Source organism: Nostoc spongiaeforme FACHB-130 (assembly GCF_014698475.1).
Classification (GTDB): Bacteria; Cyanobacteriota; Cyanobacteriia; order Cyanobacteriales; family Nostocaceae; genus Nostoc_B; species Nostoc_B spongiaeforme.
The window spans coordinates 1-16,757 of record NZ_JACJTB010000038.1 but is presented as its reverse complement, the minus strand read 5'-3'; the positions used below and the strand labels follow the sequence as shown (position 1 = coordinate 16,757).

The 16,757-nt window shown below is 40.6% G+C and carries 11 protein-coding genes and 1 pseudogene; 4 read left to right on the top strand and 8 right to left on the bottom strand.

Going from position 1 to position 16,757, the window contains the following annotated elements; genetic code table 11:
* Position 1 precedes the first annotated feature (1 nt).
* Both H6G74_RS22940 and H6G74_RS22935 read right to left on the bottom strand, forming a co-directional pair.
* Positions 2–742, bottom strand: coding sequence for a cytochrome c biogenesis protein CcdA (locus H6G74_RS22940; RefSeq protein WP_190591412.1), 741 nt, complete (start codon positions 740–742; stop codon positions 2–4).
* A 191-nt stretch (positions 743–933) separates the two neighbouring features.
* Positions 934–1,209, bottom strand: coding sequence for a hypothetical protein (locus H6G74_RS22935; RefSeq protein ID WP_190969856.1), 276 nt, complete (start codon positions 1,207–1,209; stop codon positions 934–936).
* Between the two features lie 484 nt (positions 1,210–1,693).
* On the opposite strand from H6G74_RS22935, the gene H6G74_RS22930 reads away from it, so the two are divergent.
* The 3 genes from H6G74_RS22930 to H6G74_RS22920 all read left to right on the top strand — a co-directional run bounded on the left by H6G74_RS22930 (position 1,694) and on the right by H6G74_RS22920 (position 7,017).
* Complete coding sequence (locus tag H6G74_RS22930) at positions 1,694–2,467, top strand: Rpn family recombination-promoting nuclease/putative transposase (protein ID WP_190969855.1); 774 nt, start codon at positions 1,694–1,696, stop codon at positions 2,465–2,467.
* 179 nt (positions 2,468–2,646) lie between these two features.
* Positions 2,647–3,090 carry a hypothetical protein gene (locus H6G74_RS22925; RefSeq protein ID WP_190969854.1) on the top strand — a complete coding sequence of 148 codons (444 nt, stop codon included), beginning with the start codon at positions 2,647–2,649 and terminating at the stop codon, positions 3,088–3,090.
* Between the two features lie 69 nt (positions 3,091–3,159).
* Positions 3,160–7,017, top strand: a complete 3,858-nt coding sequence (locus tag H6G74_RS22920) for a HEAT repeat domain-containing protein (RefSeq protein WP_190969853.1) — start codon at positions 3,160–3,162, stop codon at positions 7,015–7,017.
* Between the two features lie 396 nt (positions 7,018–7,413).
* Here H6G74_RS22920 and H6G74_RS22910 read toward each other — a convergent pair whose 3' ends face one another.
* Positions 7,414–8,298: a succinate--CoA ligase subunit alpha gene (locus tag H6G74_RS22910; protein ID WP_190969851.1), complete on the bottom strand. Its 885-nt coding sequence runs from the start codon at positions 8,296–8,298 to the stop codon at positions 7,414–7,416.
* 150 nt (positions 8,299–8,448) lie between these two features.
* Positions 8,449–9,648, bottom strand: coding sequence for a succinate--CoA ligase subunit beta (locus H6G74_RS22905; RefSeq protein WP_190969850.1), 1,200 nt, complete (start codon positions 9,646–9,648; stop codon positions 8,449–8,451).
* 939 nt (positions 9,649–10,587) lie between these two features.
* Between H6G74_RS22905 and H6G74_RS22900 the strand changes: the two genes are divergently transcribed.
* Entirely contained in the window at positions 10,588–12,375 is a 1,788-nt protein-coding gene (locus H6G74_RS22900; protein ID WP_190969849.1) for a hypothetical protein, read from the top strand.
* A 219-nt stretch (positions 12,376–12,594) separates the two neighbouring features.
* Here the strand turns inward: H6G74_RS22900 and H6G74_RS22895 are convergent, their stop codons facing one another.
* The 4 genes and pseudogenes from H6G74_RS22895 to H6G74_RS22880 form a co-directional block, all read right to left on the bottom strand.
* Positions 12,595–13,371, bottom strand: a complete 777-nt coding sequence (locus H6G74_RS22895) for an ABC transporter ATP-binding protein (protein WP_190969848.1) — start codon at positions 13,369–13,371, stop codon at positions 12,595–12,597.
* 91 nt (positions 13,372–13,462) lie between these two features.
* Positions 13,463–14,479 (bottom strand): FecCD family ABC transporter permease, encoded by a 1,017-nt coding sequence (locus tag H6G74_RS22890; protein ID WP_190969847.1) that lies wholly within the window; start codon positions 14,477–14,479, stop codon positions 13,463–13,465.
* A 238-nt stretch (positions 14,480–14,717) separates the two neighbouring features.
* Entirely contained in the window at positions 14,718–15,734 is a 1,017-nt protein-coding gene (locus H6G74_RS22885) for an NADP-dependent oxidoreductase (protein ID WP_190969846.1), read from the bottom strand.
* A 210-nt stretch (positions 15,735–15,944) separates the two neighbouring features.
* Positions 15,945–16,282, bottom strand: a pseudogene (locus H6G74_RS22880) (transposase); the annotation flags it as partial.
* Between the last annotated feature and the right edge of the window lie 475 nt (positions 16,283–16,757).

Below are 16,757 nucleotides of genomic sequence, written 5' to 3'. Positions count from 1 at the left end.
GTTACAAACTGCCAAAGGGAATGCGAGAAATCAAAGAAAAAACACCAAATCCTACCAATAGCGCCCCGCTAACCGGGTTAATCCAACCAGACCAACGACGCAACTCCAGCAGTTTTTTGATTGCAGCAGTAAAAGTACCCGCCAAAATTAAAGGGGCTACATAGCCTGCTGTATAAGACAGTAACAAAACAGCGCCTAAAATTAAGTCTTTTGTGCTGGCAACCCAAGTGAGTAAACTTGCTAAAACCGGGGTACTACAAGGAGAAGCCACTAAACCAAAAGTTAAGCCAATTGAATAAGAACGCACTCCCGGCGGTAAATCTTGAGAAATCCAATTTGTCTCGCCCAACGAAGGAAATTGTAAGGGCAATGCTTCGAGCAAGTTCAGCCCCATAATAATGGCGATGATACTGACAATAATGGGTAAACCAGATCCAATTTGTCCGTAAACCTTGCCGACTAAACCAGCTATGATTCCCATTCCAGCCAGAGTAGTTGCCAGTCCTAATGCAAACCAAGTAGACTGGGCTGCTGCTTGTAGACGACTTTTCGCCTCATAGCCGCCGATATAGCCGATGGTAATCGGTAGCATCGACAACATACAGGGAGTTAAGCTGGTGAGTAAGCCAGCCAGAAAAATAATCCCCACACTCAACAAACTTAAGTGTGTGAGTTGGTTAGCAACTACATTGTTGGCAAATTGTTCGAGTTGATAAATTTGAGTTTGTAAAGTCTCCAACATAAGAAATTTTTAATGTGGAAATGCTTGATATGCTTGAATTCTAGCTTATTTCACAGGCTTAGTGAGAAAGAAGCAGAGGTATATTTCGTTGAGGTTAGATGTTAAAAAAGACGTTGCACTGCAACGTCTTTTTCAATTTACCCTACTCAGTTCTGTACACTGAGCGAAGTCGAAGTGTACAGCACTACTCATTACATCAAAATTTGCCGAGTTAGAATACTCATCACCTCATCTGGATTGTCGGTTGGAAGTAGTGAACTCCAATCTGCAACATTAGCGTAGCCCAGCAGATGCAAGTGGTGAATGGTACTGGTGACAGCTTTGGGAGAACCGATGAGCAAATGTTTGATTGGTTCTCTGTGGGGAAATGGCTGTGGTGCGAATTGTTTGCGGCTGGGGGAATTGGCATTTGTGCCTAAGAACTGCACTAATTTGGATTGGGCAAATTGTAGTAAATATGCAATCATGGGGTTGAAACTCCAGGTTTGGGTTTTTATAAAAGCGATCGCCGCCTTCTTGCCGGAATTACGCGATCGCTTTTATTTCAGTTTTGGGTTTAGATAAGGGCGATCACTTTATTCTAGATTGAATTGGGCGATCGCCTTTATCATGCCTTTATGTTAAAGTATAAAATTATACTTGTCAAGCACTAATATGAAAATTTTTATGAAAAAATACCCAATTTTTCTAGAAAATAATCCTGTTGAATTTCGAGGAAATCAGTAGCATATTTTAATACAATAAATATTGACTATAGGCTGGGTTTATAATATGAAATTAGTAGTTTATTCAGGAAGTAATTTAGTGCTATTGTCGCAACAAGTAGTTATTTTGCTGTTGGATATACATTAACAATTATTTATGATTTAAAAATATTGTTTCCTTTGTATATTTTGTTCATATACTAAGATAAAATTAATCTTGAAATGATTCGTATGTTTAGATATTTCTGTGAAACGTGACTCTATTTATTACCAAATTTTCAAGCGGTTTCCAGCGTTAATATTTGAACTCGTTGATAACCGTCCTGCACAGGCGCAAGACTATCGATTTGAATCAGTCGAAGTAAAAGAAACAGCCTTTCGGATTGATGGTGTTTTCTTACCACCAGAAGACGCAACACCCAAAGTTATCTTTTTTGCCGAAGTTCAATTTCAGAAAGACGAAAGTCTTTATCATCGGTTTTTTACGGAATCAATGATATATTTGAACCGCAATCAATCTCAATACGATGATTGGTACTGCGTGGTAATATTTCCATCACGCTCTTTAGAACCAAACGATAAAAGAACCCATCGCATATTTTTAAACAGCGACCAAGTGCAGCGCATTTATTTGGATGAGTTAGGTACTTCTGATACTCTACCAATAGGCATCAACTTAATGCAGTTGACAACTGCATCTTCCGAAACAATGGCAGAGCAAGCCAAGCAACTAATTCAACGAGTAAAATTAGAAGAAACAGGCACACTGCCGAAAAACGAAATCGTAGAGATTATTACGACAATTGCTGTTTACAAGTTTTCATCTTTGAGTCGAGAGGAAGTAGAAGCTATGCTAGGACTGAGTTTAGAGGAAACAAGAGTATATCAGGAAGCCAAAGAAGAAGGTCGAGAAGAAATTTTGAAAGTTGCTGTCCCTCTGTTACTGAAAAGTGGGATGAGTGTAGAACAGATTGCTCAACAATTTAATGTTGCTGTGGAATCTGTGGAGAAATATAGGTAAGATTACTTTTGATGAGTTATGGCGATCGCACCCCATCTTACCTAAAATTGTCCAGTTTCGTTGCAATTGACTAAATAGCCGCCAAGGGCGATCGCCTTCAGGTTTAGCGCGTCAGTAGTTTTACTAGTAGAATAGACACATCAAATTTTGACACTATTTGGTTTATTGATAGTGGATTTATGATAACTGTGAGCTTGACTGCTGTAGCTACTGCGATCACAAATATACTGTGGACTAAAGCACAGGAGAAAATCGGCGAAAATATTGGTGATGTTTTATGGACTGCTCCTGGTAAGTTGCTAGAATTACTGCGCCAAAAGAATAAAGCACCATCTCTTACCAGTAATGAATCGCAGTGTTTAGATTATGGTCAAGCAGTGCTAGAACTGACACAAGCCGCACAAGACCCCGAAATTGCTCAAGCAGTTTTAGAAGTCGAAGCAGCAGTTAATAATGATCAGTCTGAGACTGCTAAGGAAATTAAAAATAAAGCAAATGAAATCAAGTCTCAGCCGTCAGTTGTCAATAACTTTGCGAAGTTAGCAGAAGAAATTAAAGCAGAAAAAGGTGCGATGGTTGCTCAACAAATCAACATTGAGCAACAAAATAATACTTACAACTGACTACAGTCGTCTCCAGGGGAGGAGGGGACAAAGTTAACTCCCAATGATTGGCGTGAAGTTTGCACCACCATGCTGCAAAATCAGCAGGAAGCTGCAAGACTCAGACGTAAAGCGACAGAACAAGGTTTTGAAGTTAACGTTTATGTTCCCTTGGGGTTGGTGGAACGCAAACAGCAGCAACGGCGACAACTAGATGAACAGCGAGACAGAGAACATGTCTATGAGTTAACGCAAGAAGTCATAGTCAAAACATACGAACATGACGCATTTCTACGAGAAGTAATTACACAACAGCCAAGCGGAAATAATAAACATATTGCCGTCATTGGTGAACCAGGAGCAGGTAAAACTACTTTATTGAGTACAATAGCTGCCTTTATTCAAAACAACACTCAAGATTTACCTATTTGTATTTCTCTCGCCAACTTACAGGGAAGAACAATTGAGGAATATTTGCTCAAGCAATGGCTGGCTGAAGCAATGAAATTAGTTAAATCTGATGTTGTCGTTACGCCAGAAATTGAACGTCAATTAATTGAGTGTTTTGCTAAAGGGGGAGTTTGGCTACTGTTAGACGGCGTGGATGAAATGGGTGAAAATTCACCTGTCCAAGCATTAGCCAAAATTAATCAAGAACTGACAGCATCTCTGAGACAAGCGCGAGTGGTTTTAACTTGTCGGTTAAATGTTTGGGATGCCCAGGTTAATAATACACTCGCAGGATTTGATACTTATAAAACTCAAGAGTTTAAACCAGAACAAATTGATGAATTTATTCAACAGTGGTTTGAGCGTGCTGGCAATTTAGCGAAAGGGAAAACACTACAGGATAAGCTAAAAGCAACTCAACATGAAAATATTCGTAAATTGGTGACGAATCCTTTGCGGTTGTCGCTGTTGTGTCAGACATTCTATTTGGATAAGCAGGGAGAATTACCAGAAACGAAAGTAGCACTTTATCAGAGATTTACTTTCTATTTCTATGAATGGAAATCAGAGTTATCTACTGAGTTGTGTAACTCTGACGATTTAAAGGATGAATTACACCGAGCTTTAAGCAAATTAGCTTTTGCAGGTATTAACAGTAGTGCAAGGTTTCGATTGCGGCGGAGTTTAGCACGTCAAGAAATGGGCGAGAGATTATTTAAATTAGCTTGTGATGTTGGCTGGTTAAATTTAGTAGACAGAGTAGCTGAAACTGAGGAGGAAGTTTATGCTTTCTTTCATCCCAACTTTCAAGAATATTTCGCAGCTTTAAATGTTAATCACTGGCATGAGTTTTTGAATCATGTTTCTCACAACCCAACACAAGGAACTTACCGCATTTTTCAACCGCAATGGAAAGAGGTGATATTGCTATGGTTAGGACGAAGACAAGAAAACCTAAGACAGCAGCAGCAAGATTTTATTAATGCTTTGGTAAATTTTAAAGATGGATGTGGTGAGTGGAATAGGGAAGATGTAGACAAAGGTTTTTATGAATATCAAGCTTACTTTTTAGCGGCGGCGGGAATTGCTGAGTTTAAAGATTGTCTTCAAGCAGATGAGATAGTAGAGAAAATTGTCAAATGGGGTTTTGGTTATTTATCAGAAAAACAAAAGTGGGAGCAATGTCTTGATCCAATTGAATATGAAGCTAGATCAACACTACAACAAACAGAAAAAACAAAAGCGATCGCTGCTTTGGTGCAACTGCTGCAATTATCTGATGTGGATTACTTCACTCATAGGGAGGCAGCAAAATGCTTAGGGGAAATCGGCACAGGCAATCAAGATGCGATCGCGGCGTTGGTGCAACTGCTGCATTCATCTGATGTGGTTGAGGACACCCGTAAGCAAGCAGCAGAAAGCTTAGGGAAAATCGGCATAGGCAATCCAGATACGATCTCGGCATTGGTGCAAGTGCTGCAATCATCTGACGTGGATTACTCCACCCGTTTGCTGGCAGCAGCAATCTTAGGGGAAATCGACCCAGGCAATCCAGATACGATCTCGGCATTGGTGCAAGTGCTGCGATCATCTGATGTGGATTACTCCACCCGTAGTCTGGTAATAGAAAGCTTAGGGAAAATTGGCACAGGCAATCAAGATGCAATTACGGCATTGATCCAAATGCTGCGATCATCTGATGCGGATAACTACACCCGTAAGCTGGCAGTAGAAAGCTTAGGGAAAATTAGCACAGGCAATCAAGATGCAATTACGGCATTGATGCAACTGCTGCAATCATCTGATGTGGGTTACTCCATCTGTATCCTGGCAGCATATAGCTTAGGGAAAATCGGTACAGGCAATCAAGATGCGATCGCGGCATTGGTGCAACTGCTGCAATCATCTGATGTGGATAACTACACCCGTAGGCAGGCAGCATTAAGTTTAGGGGAAATTGGCACAGGCAATCCAGATGCGATTGCGGCATTGGTGCAACTGCTGCAATCATCTGATGTGGATAACTACACCCGTAGGCAGGCAGCATCAAGCTTAGGGGAAATCGACCCAGGCAATCCAGATGCGATTGCGGCATTGGTGCAACTGCTGCAATCATCTGATGTGGATAACTACACCCGTAGGCAGGCAGCATCAAGCTTAGGGGAAATCGGCACAGGTAATCAACAAGCGATCACGGCATTGGTGCAACTGCTGCAATCACAAGATGTAGATGACTACACCCGTAAGCTGGCAGCAGAAAGCTTAGGGAAAATCGGCACAGGTAATCAACAAGCGATCACGGCATTGGTGCAACTGCTGCTATCACAAGATGTAGATGACTACACCCGTAAGCTGGCAGCAGAAAGCTTAGGGAAAATCGGCACAGGTAATCAACAAGCGATCACGGCTTTGGTGCAACTGCTGCTATCAAAAGATATGTCTGACTTCACCCGTAGGCGGGTAGCAGAAAGCTTAGGGGAAATCGGCACAGGAAATCAACAAGCGATCGCCGCTTTGCTGCAACTGCTGCTATCAAAAGATGTGGATAACAAAACCCGTAGGAATGCAGCATCAAGCTTAGGGAAAATCGACCCAGGCAATCCAGATGCGATCGCGGCGTTGGTGCAACTGCTGCATTCATCTGATGTGGTTGAGGACACCCGTAAGCAAGCAGCAGAAAGCTTAGGGAAAATCGGCATAGGCAATCAAAATGCGATCGCCGCTTTGGTGCAATTGCTGCATTCACCTGATGTGGATAACTCTACCCGTAGGCTGGCAGCAGAAAGTTTAGAGAAAATCGACCCAGGAAATCAACAAGTGATCTCCGCTTTGGTGCAACTGCTGCAATCAAAAGATGTGTCTGGCTACGCCCGTGGGGAGACAGCAGAAAGTTTAGAGAAAGTTATACAAGACAATCGGCATCGGTCTTTAGTTATCGCAGGTTTAAAAGATTATTTGCAATTTGATGCAAACTACAATGTCATCTGGAAATGTTCTCAGAATATGCCTTACCCCGATTTCTACCAAGCTTGGCATCAAGGAAACGCTGAAACAATCCTGATTAACCATCTTGACTTACTCCAAAACTTGCAAACTGCAATTAACAACGACACTCAACTTAGCCAAAACATTCACTTAATTTGTATCGACACGAGTAAATTCATCGCACCAGATAACCCAGCCAGCAAAATTTACACAGCACTTGTCAAAGCTGGCTGTCCTAAATGTCCAGATGGTACACCGAAAACAATGGCGGAACTGCAAACCTATTGGGAATTGCTAGAAACTGACAAGCAAGTGGTTTTATTGTTTCACCCAGGTGCAACTAATCTTACAGGTGAGGCGACATACAGCCATGCGTTTCTCAACGCCATCAGCAAGTTTGAAGGTGCAATTTGTTTGATTAGCGACCCCATACCCGACTACAACACTCTCAAAGTCTTTACACTCAAGCAATCAGTTAATGAAATTTTAGAATGGTTGCGGCGTAGTTGTTGATTATGTAGTCGATACATTGGCAATGTCAGGCGATACAATCTCGATGTTAGTCGGTACAATCACAATGTTACGCAATACATTGGCAATGTTAGGCGATACAATCGCAATGTTACGCAACACAATCACAATGTCAAGCGATACATTCACAATGTCGAGCAATACATTTACAATGTCAATGCAGCAACTTGTGTGTACACTGTAACCTGCAAGAAGAGAGGCTTTGATTCTTGCTCCCCTTCCCTTGTAGGGAAGGGGTTGGGGGTTAGGTTTAAGAGCAAATTGCACACAGCGTTATCAGTAGTCGTGCAAAATTAAGTTCTTGTATTAACAACAGCCTGTGCATTTGTTACCAATATAGAAACACTGAGTGCAAAAATTACTTGCAGCAGGCAAAATTCAACCTTTCAACTCACTTATAACCAATTCAGGAATCAATGAAGGACGTTCAGCAACAGGAACTTCAGCTTCTTTCAACGCTGTTAATTTACTTTGGGCTGTACCAAAATTAGGGTCACGGCCAATCACTGCGGCTAAAGTGCCAGTTTGTTGCCAATTTTTCACAGGTGATACTTGTCTACCTGCGATGTAGGCAATGACTGGTTTATCAATTGCTTCTGTAATATATCGGGCGGCGGCTTCTTCACTACCACCACCGGGTTGACCAACTAAAACGATCGCTTCTGTATTTTCATCTTCATCGAGAATTTGCAGCCATTGTAAAAATGATGAACCCACGATCGCATCACTGCCAATACTGACACTAATTGATTGTCCTAAACCAGCTTTGGTTAATTCCCTAGCAACTTCGTAAGTTAAAGTACTGCTGCGGCTGACAATTCCCACAGGGCCAGGGGTATAAAATTCACTTGGTTGTGTGCCTAACAGAATTTTTCCAGGGACAATGATTCCAGGACTGTTCGGCCCGACAATCAACGTTTCACAAGCTTCGGCTTTGCGGAGTAACTGCACCATATCTAATGGTGGCATTCCCGCCGAGATAATAATAATTTGACGAATGTTAGAGGCGATCGCTTCTAAAGCTGCATCTAATACTTGATAAGGATGAACACAGATAATTGTGGTGTCAATTGTGCCGAACTGTGCCACAACTTCTTCAACTAAATCAAAGACTGGCAAATTATATTGTTTTTGTCCACCAAAACCAGGATTCACACCAGCAACCAAATTTGTACCATAAGCTTGCATCTGTACAATATTAGTTTCTGAGATAAATTCACTAAAACCTTGGATGATAACTTTACTATCTGACGTTAAGTTCATAAGAAGTACGAAGTATAAATAAACAGACCATCAGGAATTGCGAAAAGGCTTGTGGTATAAATATTCTTTCTTTTACCTTTTACCTTTTTACTTTTGCCTTGTTGTACTAGCCTAATAACTAATGACAAATGACCATTGACCATTGACAACTTACTTAACCTTGACACGTTGATAAGTAACAGGTTTAGCCAGACGAACAGCTTGGGCGACGGCTTCATCTAAATCTTCGACTAATACAAGTTCACCTTGATTTTCAACACTGGCTAATAAATCTTGCGCGACATTCAACTCTGAACCAGCCAAGCGGACAACCAAGTGGGGAATATGAAACTCCCGGCGATTTTGATTTTGATAATCTTGGATAAATTTAGCAATGACTTGGGCGGCGGCTTCGGCTTGGGGGATACTACCAAGCAGGTTAATCAGAATTACTTGAATGCTTTTGTCAGCCGCGAGGAGATTCAGACCTTTATTTAAGCGATCGCCAAAACTTGTCGGTGAAGTGTCGGTTAACAACCCATGTCGCAAATTCAGGGGATGACTTGGTTTACCGCCAAGGCTGGCGACTAAATCAAAGGTAGCCATAATCGAACCCGCCCCATTTCCCAAAATGCCGATTTTACCTTGGGTGTCGCCACCGTTTAAGTCTTTTGATTTGCTGGGATTTTTATGATTGCTGTGGCGGTGACTAATTTTTGCTGCTAATTCCGCCAGTTCTGGATGACGACCAATAGCTCTTTCGTTAATGCTGACTTTGCCATTGAGTGCCATCACTTCATTAGCGGCATTAACTGCTAGAGGATTAATTTCTACTAAGTCTAAATCTTTTTGGATAAATAACTCATACATCTTTTCCACAACGTTGCTGACTGACTGCATCAGCGCACCTTGCAGCCCCATCTTTAAAGCTAGTCGCCGCGCATAAAAAGGCGAAAATTCTTGTTCTACTACGACATACTGTAATTTTTCGCCGGCAGATTCCCAATCAATATTTGCTTCTTTACAACCTAAAAGTACAGGTCGGCAAACAGCCGTGTCTAAAACTACTGCTAAATAAAATTCTTGTTTGCTATCATATTTAGTTTCTGCCAATAAGACCTCTGGTAACTCGCCCCAGATTGGCAAATTAAAAATAGTTTGGGCGGCGGCGATCGCATCAATGGTTGTCTCAACAATTCTCACACCACCAGCATGAATCCTTTCGCCTGCATACACTTGGGATTTGAGGACAACTGGATAACGAATTTTTAACCGTTTGAGGTCAGTGGGATGATCTATTCTTTGGGAAGGCAAGACAGGAATACCGATGTTCCCAAACCATTCTTTAACTTGATACTCTAATAAATCCATTGTTATGCACCTTGTTTTGCCACTACCAACAGTATTTTTATGGTGCTGTTGTTTCTTTTTTACAGCACCATAATTGCAGAATCAAGTCTAGTTCATCTTTATACATTAATTTTTTATGGATCAATTCTATCGAATTCAGCAAATGCCGCAAATGATTTTCTAACATTAATCTATATAAATGATTTACAAATATATCTCCCTTGTCCTCCTTGTCTCCTTTGTTCACATATCAAATAAGACTACTAGATAACTAAATCTATATACTGTCATCAATCTTCTCAGTGAAATTGACAGCATATAACAAAATTAGCTGTTGTGTCAAAAATTTTGGCTGAATAGGTTTCCCAAAATAGAAATATTTTTGTAACGAATGCAACATTTAGACTTGACTGAGTAACTGACTGTAATTGTAGTGCGATCGCTGCTTTCATTTTTTCATACTTGAGACTGTTAACAAATCAGTTAAGATTGTGATAAACACAGGCAGTATATTGTTTAATTTTGATCAAACCTATTTTTAAAGGTAAAAATTATCTTATTAAAACAGAATATCCAATAGCAAAACTCCAGAAAAATTGGAAATCATCAGGAAGAGATATCTATAAAAATAAATTATTAAATTAAGATTTAGTGAATTCAAAATAGTAACATAGCTAAACCAATCACTAATTAATATGATCATTAAATTATGACCCGTGGACTTTGATTGTCGGCATAATTAGTAAATTCGCGCAGGGAAAAATTAAAAATTCCAAAAATACGAAGAATTACTGATATTAGATTTGGTCATAACAGTCAAAATTTATGTTAGAAAGTTGGTCTATTTTATTTTTGGCTATGGTTGGTTAAATTGTGCATCTGGATTCAAAGAACCCAAGCGACTCATTTACTTCCTTCAACGATAAAAAAACAATTATAGATAATCAGCGGGAACGCTCTATGACAGTGGCAGTCCAGCAGGAAGATTTACAGCTGTTAGCCAGAACTTTGCAAGAACAACTTCTGGCACAAGTTCCATCGGGTAAAGTCTTCCAAATTAGGTGTGCAGTCAACAAAGATGAGTTAATGATTCTGATTCAACATCCAGTTGGTCTCACAGTTGACTCAGAACAAGTTTTTGAGGTCATTGAGGATGCACTTCAATCCTTACCAACCTACAGGGAGCAACGGGTACAATGTTTTATCAGAGTCACCAGCGACAAGCTTCCCTATGCCAAGCGTGTCATCACTATCAAGCAAAGAGAAGAAAACTTAGGAATTTGGGAAAGTGGGGATGTTAATAACTTTGAAGATTCTGCTTCATTTCCCGCCAGTGGTTCATTCTCAGAGGCGGTAAATACGGATTCTGCATTTATTGCCGAAACTATAGAAGATTCAGAACTCGAAACACCTTATGATCCCCTAGCAGACTCACCAGATTTAACTTCTAATCGCCGTAAACCTTTGTTAGTTGTCTCACCAATATTTTTGGGTGTAGGTTTAGTGGTGATTGTGGGTTTAGGAATTGGTGGTTATTTATTAAATCAGCCTTGTGTGATGTCTGAGTGCAAAGAGTTAGAAGCGGCGATGCAACTCAAAACAGAATCTCGCCAACTGATGAATCGTGCTAAGTCCGAAAATGAATTAACCAGGGTTAAACAACAACTGGAGACGACCAGCGAGGCGTTGAATGTAATTCCGCAGTGGTCTCCCCGTCATCAACAAGCCCAGGAACTCAAAACTACTTTAGTTGCACAATCAGACAAAATTAATCAAGTAGTCACAGCTTTGCAAGCTGGTACGACTGCTGAACAAAAAACCCAAACCCCCACCAATAGTTTAGAAGAGTTACAAGCCAGACAACATTTATGGCGACAAGCGATCGTCCCGTTAGAAACAGTTAACCCCAATAGCGAACTTTATAATTTCATCCAGCCAAAATTACTGAAGTATCGGATTAATTTACAAACTGTTAATAAGCAGTTAGTTGCTCAAGAACAATGGTTGAAGAAATTAACAGATGCTAAGGGGGTAGCCAGTGTAGCAATGAAGTGGCAAACTTCTGCCAAATCTTTAAAAGACTGGCAAAAGGTACAGTCTACTTGGCAAGTTGCTGTTAACGCTTTGAGTGCAATTCCGCCGACTAGTCCGGCTTATCCGCAAGCACAAAAGCTGCTAATAGAATATAAACCACAGTTAGCGCGATCGCGCGATCGCACCACCTTAGAACAACTAGCAGCGAAAAGCTACCTCCAAGCACTGAACATTGCCAAACAAGCCCAAGCCTACGAAAAACTCAATCAATGGCAAGCTGCATCTGCATACTGGGAACAGGCTTTACAAACAGCTAAAAATATTGCTCAAGATAGCTTGTACTACACCCAAGCACAAAGTCTCATAGCACCTTATTCTGAAGGACTTAAGCAAGCTCAAACCAAAGTCCAACAGCTAAATGCTTGGCAAGAAGCCCGCGTTGAATTAGCTCAAACTTGCACCAGGGAAATTCGGATTTGTAACTTTACCTTAAATTACACCGGAATTATTGTCAGACTCACCCCTGAATATGAACAAGTTATTCAAGGCCAATTGTCCCCAGCTAATCCAGAAGATCCCAACCCCACCACTGAAAATAGTCATTGGCAAGCTTTACAAGAAGCTCTCACAGTCATTAGTGAAAATTCTAATTTACCAATTGTCGTCTACAATTCTCAAGGACAAGAAATTTATGTCCGAACATCAGGTGGTTAATTAATTTATTTTGGTGATTTCTTTACTAAAAAAATCAGTCAAAAAACGCAATTTTGTAAAGTTAAAAAAGTAAATTGGCTATAAGACAATACAGTTCAATTAAGACTAAAACTCTTTGTTAAAGTCATTTTTTTTAACGAACCGCAAAGAGCGCAAAGAGCGCGAAGAGAAGAAAAAATTACTAACTGAACCGTATTGGGCTATAAGTTATACTTAATTTCATACAGCAGAAATGGCACAAACTTGTAAGCCAACTGGTGTTTGGATAATTACAGCTTCGACACCAAAAACTTGTGCAATCGCCTGGGGTATTAACACTTCTTTTGGTGTACCAACTCCCCAAAGTTTTCCTTGTTTTAATAAGGCAATACGAGAACTATAGCGTGCAGCTAAATTTAATTCGTGTAACACTGTGACTATTGTTAATTCTTGTTGTTGATTTAATTTTTTTAACAATTCTAATAATTGCAATTGATAATTTATATCTAGATAAGTAGTTGGTTCATCTAATAACAAAACCTTTGGTTCTTGCGCCAGTGCTAAAGCTAAAAATGCGCGTTGTCTTTCACCACCAGAAAGTTGTTCAACTGGGCGATCGCACTTATTTTCTAGTTGAGTTTTTTGAATTGCCAAATCAACTTTTTGCCAATCTTGAGCTGTTAACTCCCATTGCCACCAAGGTTGATGCGGTGTACGTCCTAAGCTGACTAATTGCCGCACATTCAATCCTACTGGGACAGTTTGTTGTTGTGGTAATAATGCCAATTTCTGTGCTACTACATTCGGCGGTTGAGAATGAATTGCTTTACCATCAAGTAAGACAATTCCTTTTTGCGGTGTCAAAATTCGACTTAATAATTTGAGTAATGTTGATTTACCAGAACCATTCGCACCAACTAAACTTAACCATTCTCCAGTTTGCAAGGTGAGGTTAATATCTTGAACAATTGGTTCTGCGGTGTAACCACCAGTGAGATTTTGTAATTCTAGAGGCATTTTATATTAGGTGATAGGTTAGAGGTTACAGGTTACAGGTTACAGGTTATAGGTTACAGATTTAACAGCTTGTCTATTCTGAATTCTGCTTTTACGATTTGCCTAATCCAGAAGAACGACGATATAGCAACCAAATAAATAAAGGTGAACCTAATAAAGCAGTTACAGAACCAACTGGTAGTTCGACTGCACCTAGTCTAGAGAGTAAATCTGCAAAGGTAAGCAACCATGCACCCGCCAGTGCTGACAGTGGTAAAACAAAACGGTGGTCTGTACCCACTAGCAAGCGGACTCCATGCGGTACTATCAAACCAACAAAGCCAATCAGACCGCTAATGCTAACTGCACCGGCGGCGAGTAAAGTTGCAACACCACCAATTAATAAACGCGATCGCGTTAATGATACTCCCAAACCCACCGCCAAATCATCACCCAAAGCCAGCACATTCACAGACCGCGCCAGCAACCATCCGCACAGCAGCGCCACCATAATATAAGGCCCTGCTGTCGTAATTTCTTTCCATCCCCTAGCATTCAAACTACCCACTAACCAACTCAACGCCACTTGAATGCGACCATCTTCAGCGAGTAATAATAATGTACTCTGCACCGCACCCAATAAAGAACTGACCGCAACCCCTCCTAAAATTAGCCGTTCAATAGAAATTCCTGAACCGGCGCGACCCAGAAAAATCACTATGGCGGAGGTCAAAATTGCCCCAAGCCACGCCGCAAAGGGAATAGCAATGGGGAAAAATTGCAAAGTGATCATCACAATCACAATCAATCCTGCACCTGCGGAAATCCCTAAAATAAAGGGGTCAGCTAGGCTATTGCGTAACATACCTTGCAGTAGTGCGCCAGACATTCCCAAAGCTGCACCCACAATCATTGCCGCAACAATTCGCGGTAGTCGTAAATCCCAGATAATAGTTTGATTAGTGGGATCACCTTGATGCAGAATCGCCTCCCACAATTGCGAAAAACTCAAGGGGACTGCGCCTTGAGACAGTGACAGCACTAAAGTCATGATTAATGCTGTACTGATGAGTAAAACAGCCCAGAATATGCGATTCTTGGTAACAGCAGCTAATAAAGAGATTTTCATTAATAGACTTTAGGGACTTCCAATTAAAAAATATCCCATCATCTGGAGATAAGGAAGACGTGGGAGACAAGGGGGACAAGATAGATAAGAGAGAAAAAGCTAGTGAGTTAATTAAGAATTACGCATAAAGGTTGGTGTTGAGAATGCGTGTAAGGTTTTGAACCCCAAACTCCTGGTTTTTCGTCCTACTACATAAGCATACTCACTATCTCCCCTGTCTCCCTCATCTCCCCTGTCTCTACTGTTGGTCTTCACTGACTTTCACAACCAGCTTGCCAAAATTGTCACCCCGCAGTAACCCAATAAAAGCACGGGGCGCGTTTTCTAAACCAACTACGACATCTTCTTTATATTTCAGTTGACCAGACTTTAACCAACCAGCCACATCACTAACAAATTCATTGGTGCGATGTTGGTAATCACGAACTAAAAAACCTTTGATTAACGCACGTTTGATTAACAAAGGTCTTAAATTCGGCCCGTGTGGCGGGGATGTGGCGTTATATTCGGAAATCAAGCCGACTAAGGGAATTCGCGCCCCTAAGTTGATTTGCTGCAACACAGTTTCTAATATCACCCCAGCCGTATTATCAAAATAAATGTCAATACCGTTAGGCGCGGCGGCTTTTAATGCTGCATTCAATTCTTCAGTTTTGCGATTAATCCCAGCATCAAAGCCTAGTTCTTTGACTATATAATCTCGCTTGTCATCACTGCCAACAATTCCAATGACTCGACAACCTTTAATTTTGGCAATTTGACCTGCAACTGCGCCCACAGCCCCAGAAGCAGCAGAAATCACTACCGTTTCGCCTGCTTTGGGTTGACCAATATCCAACAGCGCCGCGTAAGCAGTTAGTCCAGGCATACCCAACACACCCAAACTATAAGATAAAGGTGCTTGGCTGGGATCAAGTTTCCGCAATGTCTCGCCTTTAGCTACTGCATGAGTTTGCCAACCATTACCACTCAGAACAAAATCCCCGGCTTGAAATTGCGGATGATTTGATTGAATGACTTGGCTAACTGTACCACCCACAATGACTGAGTTTAATTCCACATTTGCTGCATAAGATTCACCCGCGCTAATTAACCCACGCATATAAGGATCTAGAGATAAATAAATTGTGCGGCTAAGAACTTCGCCTTCGCCGGGTTGAGAAATTGGTGTTTCTATTAAGGCAAAATCACTTTCTTTTGGTTCACCGACAGGGCGGCTTTTTAGCAAAATTTGTTTGTTAATTAAATCAGACATGAGTTATTCCTTGACAAATTATTGGTGTAATTAGGTTGCGATAAGACTCTTATGTAATTTTTGAAATACACGTAGTGGACTGACACAGCTAATTTAGTGCAATAATCGAAATTCCATCTGTGTTTATCTGCGATTAATTTTATTCAAACTCTAATGCAACATTTTAGTCGTTTCAGTCCACTACTGGATTGTTTCAGCTAATTTAGTGCTTTAGTTTTTGCCTGATTCCTCCTCCTCAAAAACTGGATAAAGATGTTTGAGTTTGACTCTGGCATCAAGAGTAGAAAAACGCCAAATTAACTTTGATGCAGTATGATTAAGTTTTTTTGCCATGCTTCTAACTCCTGGTTGAGTTCTTCAACGGTAGGAATTCTTCTATCCAAACACTGCTGTGATAGAACACTGAGTTCAATTTCTGCCACATTCAACCAACTACCATTTCGAGGAGTATGGTAAATTTCAAGTCGTCGAGCTAAACGGTGGGCTTCAACAGCAGGAAAAGCTTCATAAAGTGAAGCGATGTTATGGGTATTGAGATTATCACAGATACGACTGATTTGTTCTAGGTTTTCTCTTTGTGCCACTGTTAGATGAACTTTCTCTAGCCGACCTCTTCCCATCTAGATGTCCTCATCTGGGCTATTTTATTGCCCTATTTTAGCTGAAACAATCCACTACATATATTGAGATTTTTTCAGAAATCAAATCGGATTCCTACACAAATACAGCTAACTAGTTAAAGTCATGATTTGTCATCTATCTTTTGTTATTTATTATTTGTAAATTTTTACAACAAAAAGAAATCGGGGTTTTAGATTTCTGTATATTTGTTTTTAGACAAAAAGGGGACGTAAATCTATTTATGCGTCCCCTTTTTGTATTTAATTATACTTGTTTAAGATTGAATAAGACGCCTTATGTGAGATGGGGTAGCAAAAAAGAAGGGGAAACCACAAGATAAAGGTAACGACACCAAAGCTTGAGGTCTCCCAATGAATATGGTAGACGGTTCGACCCTGTTGA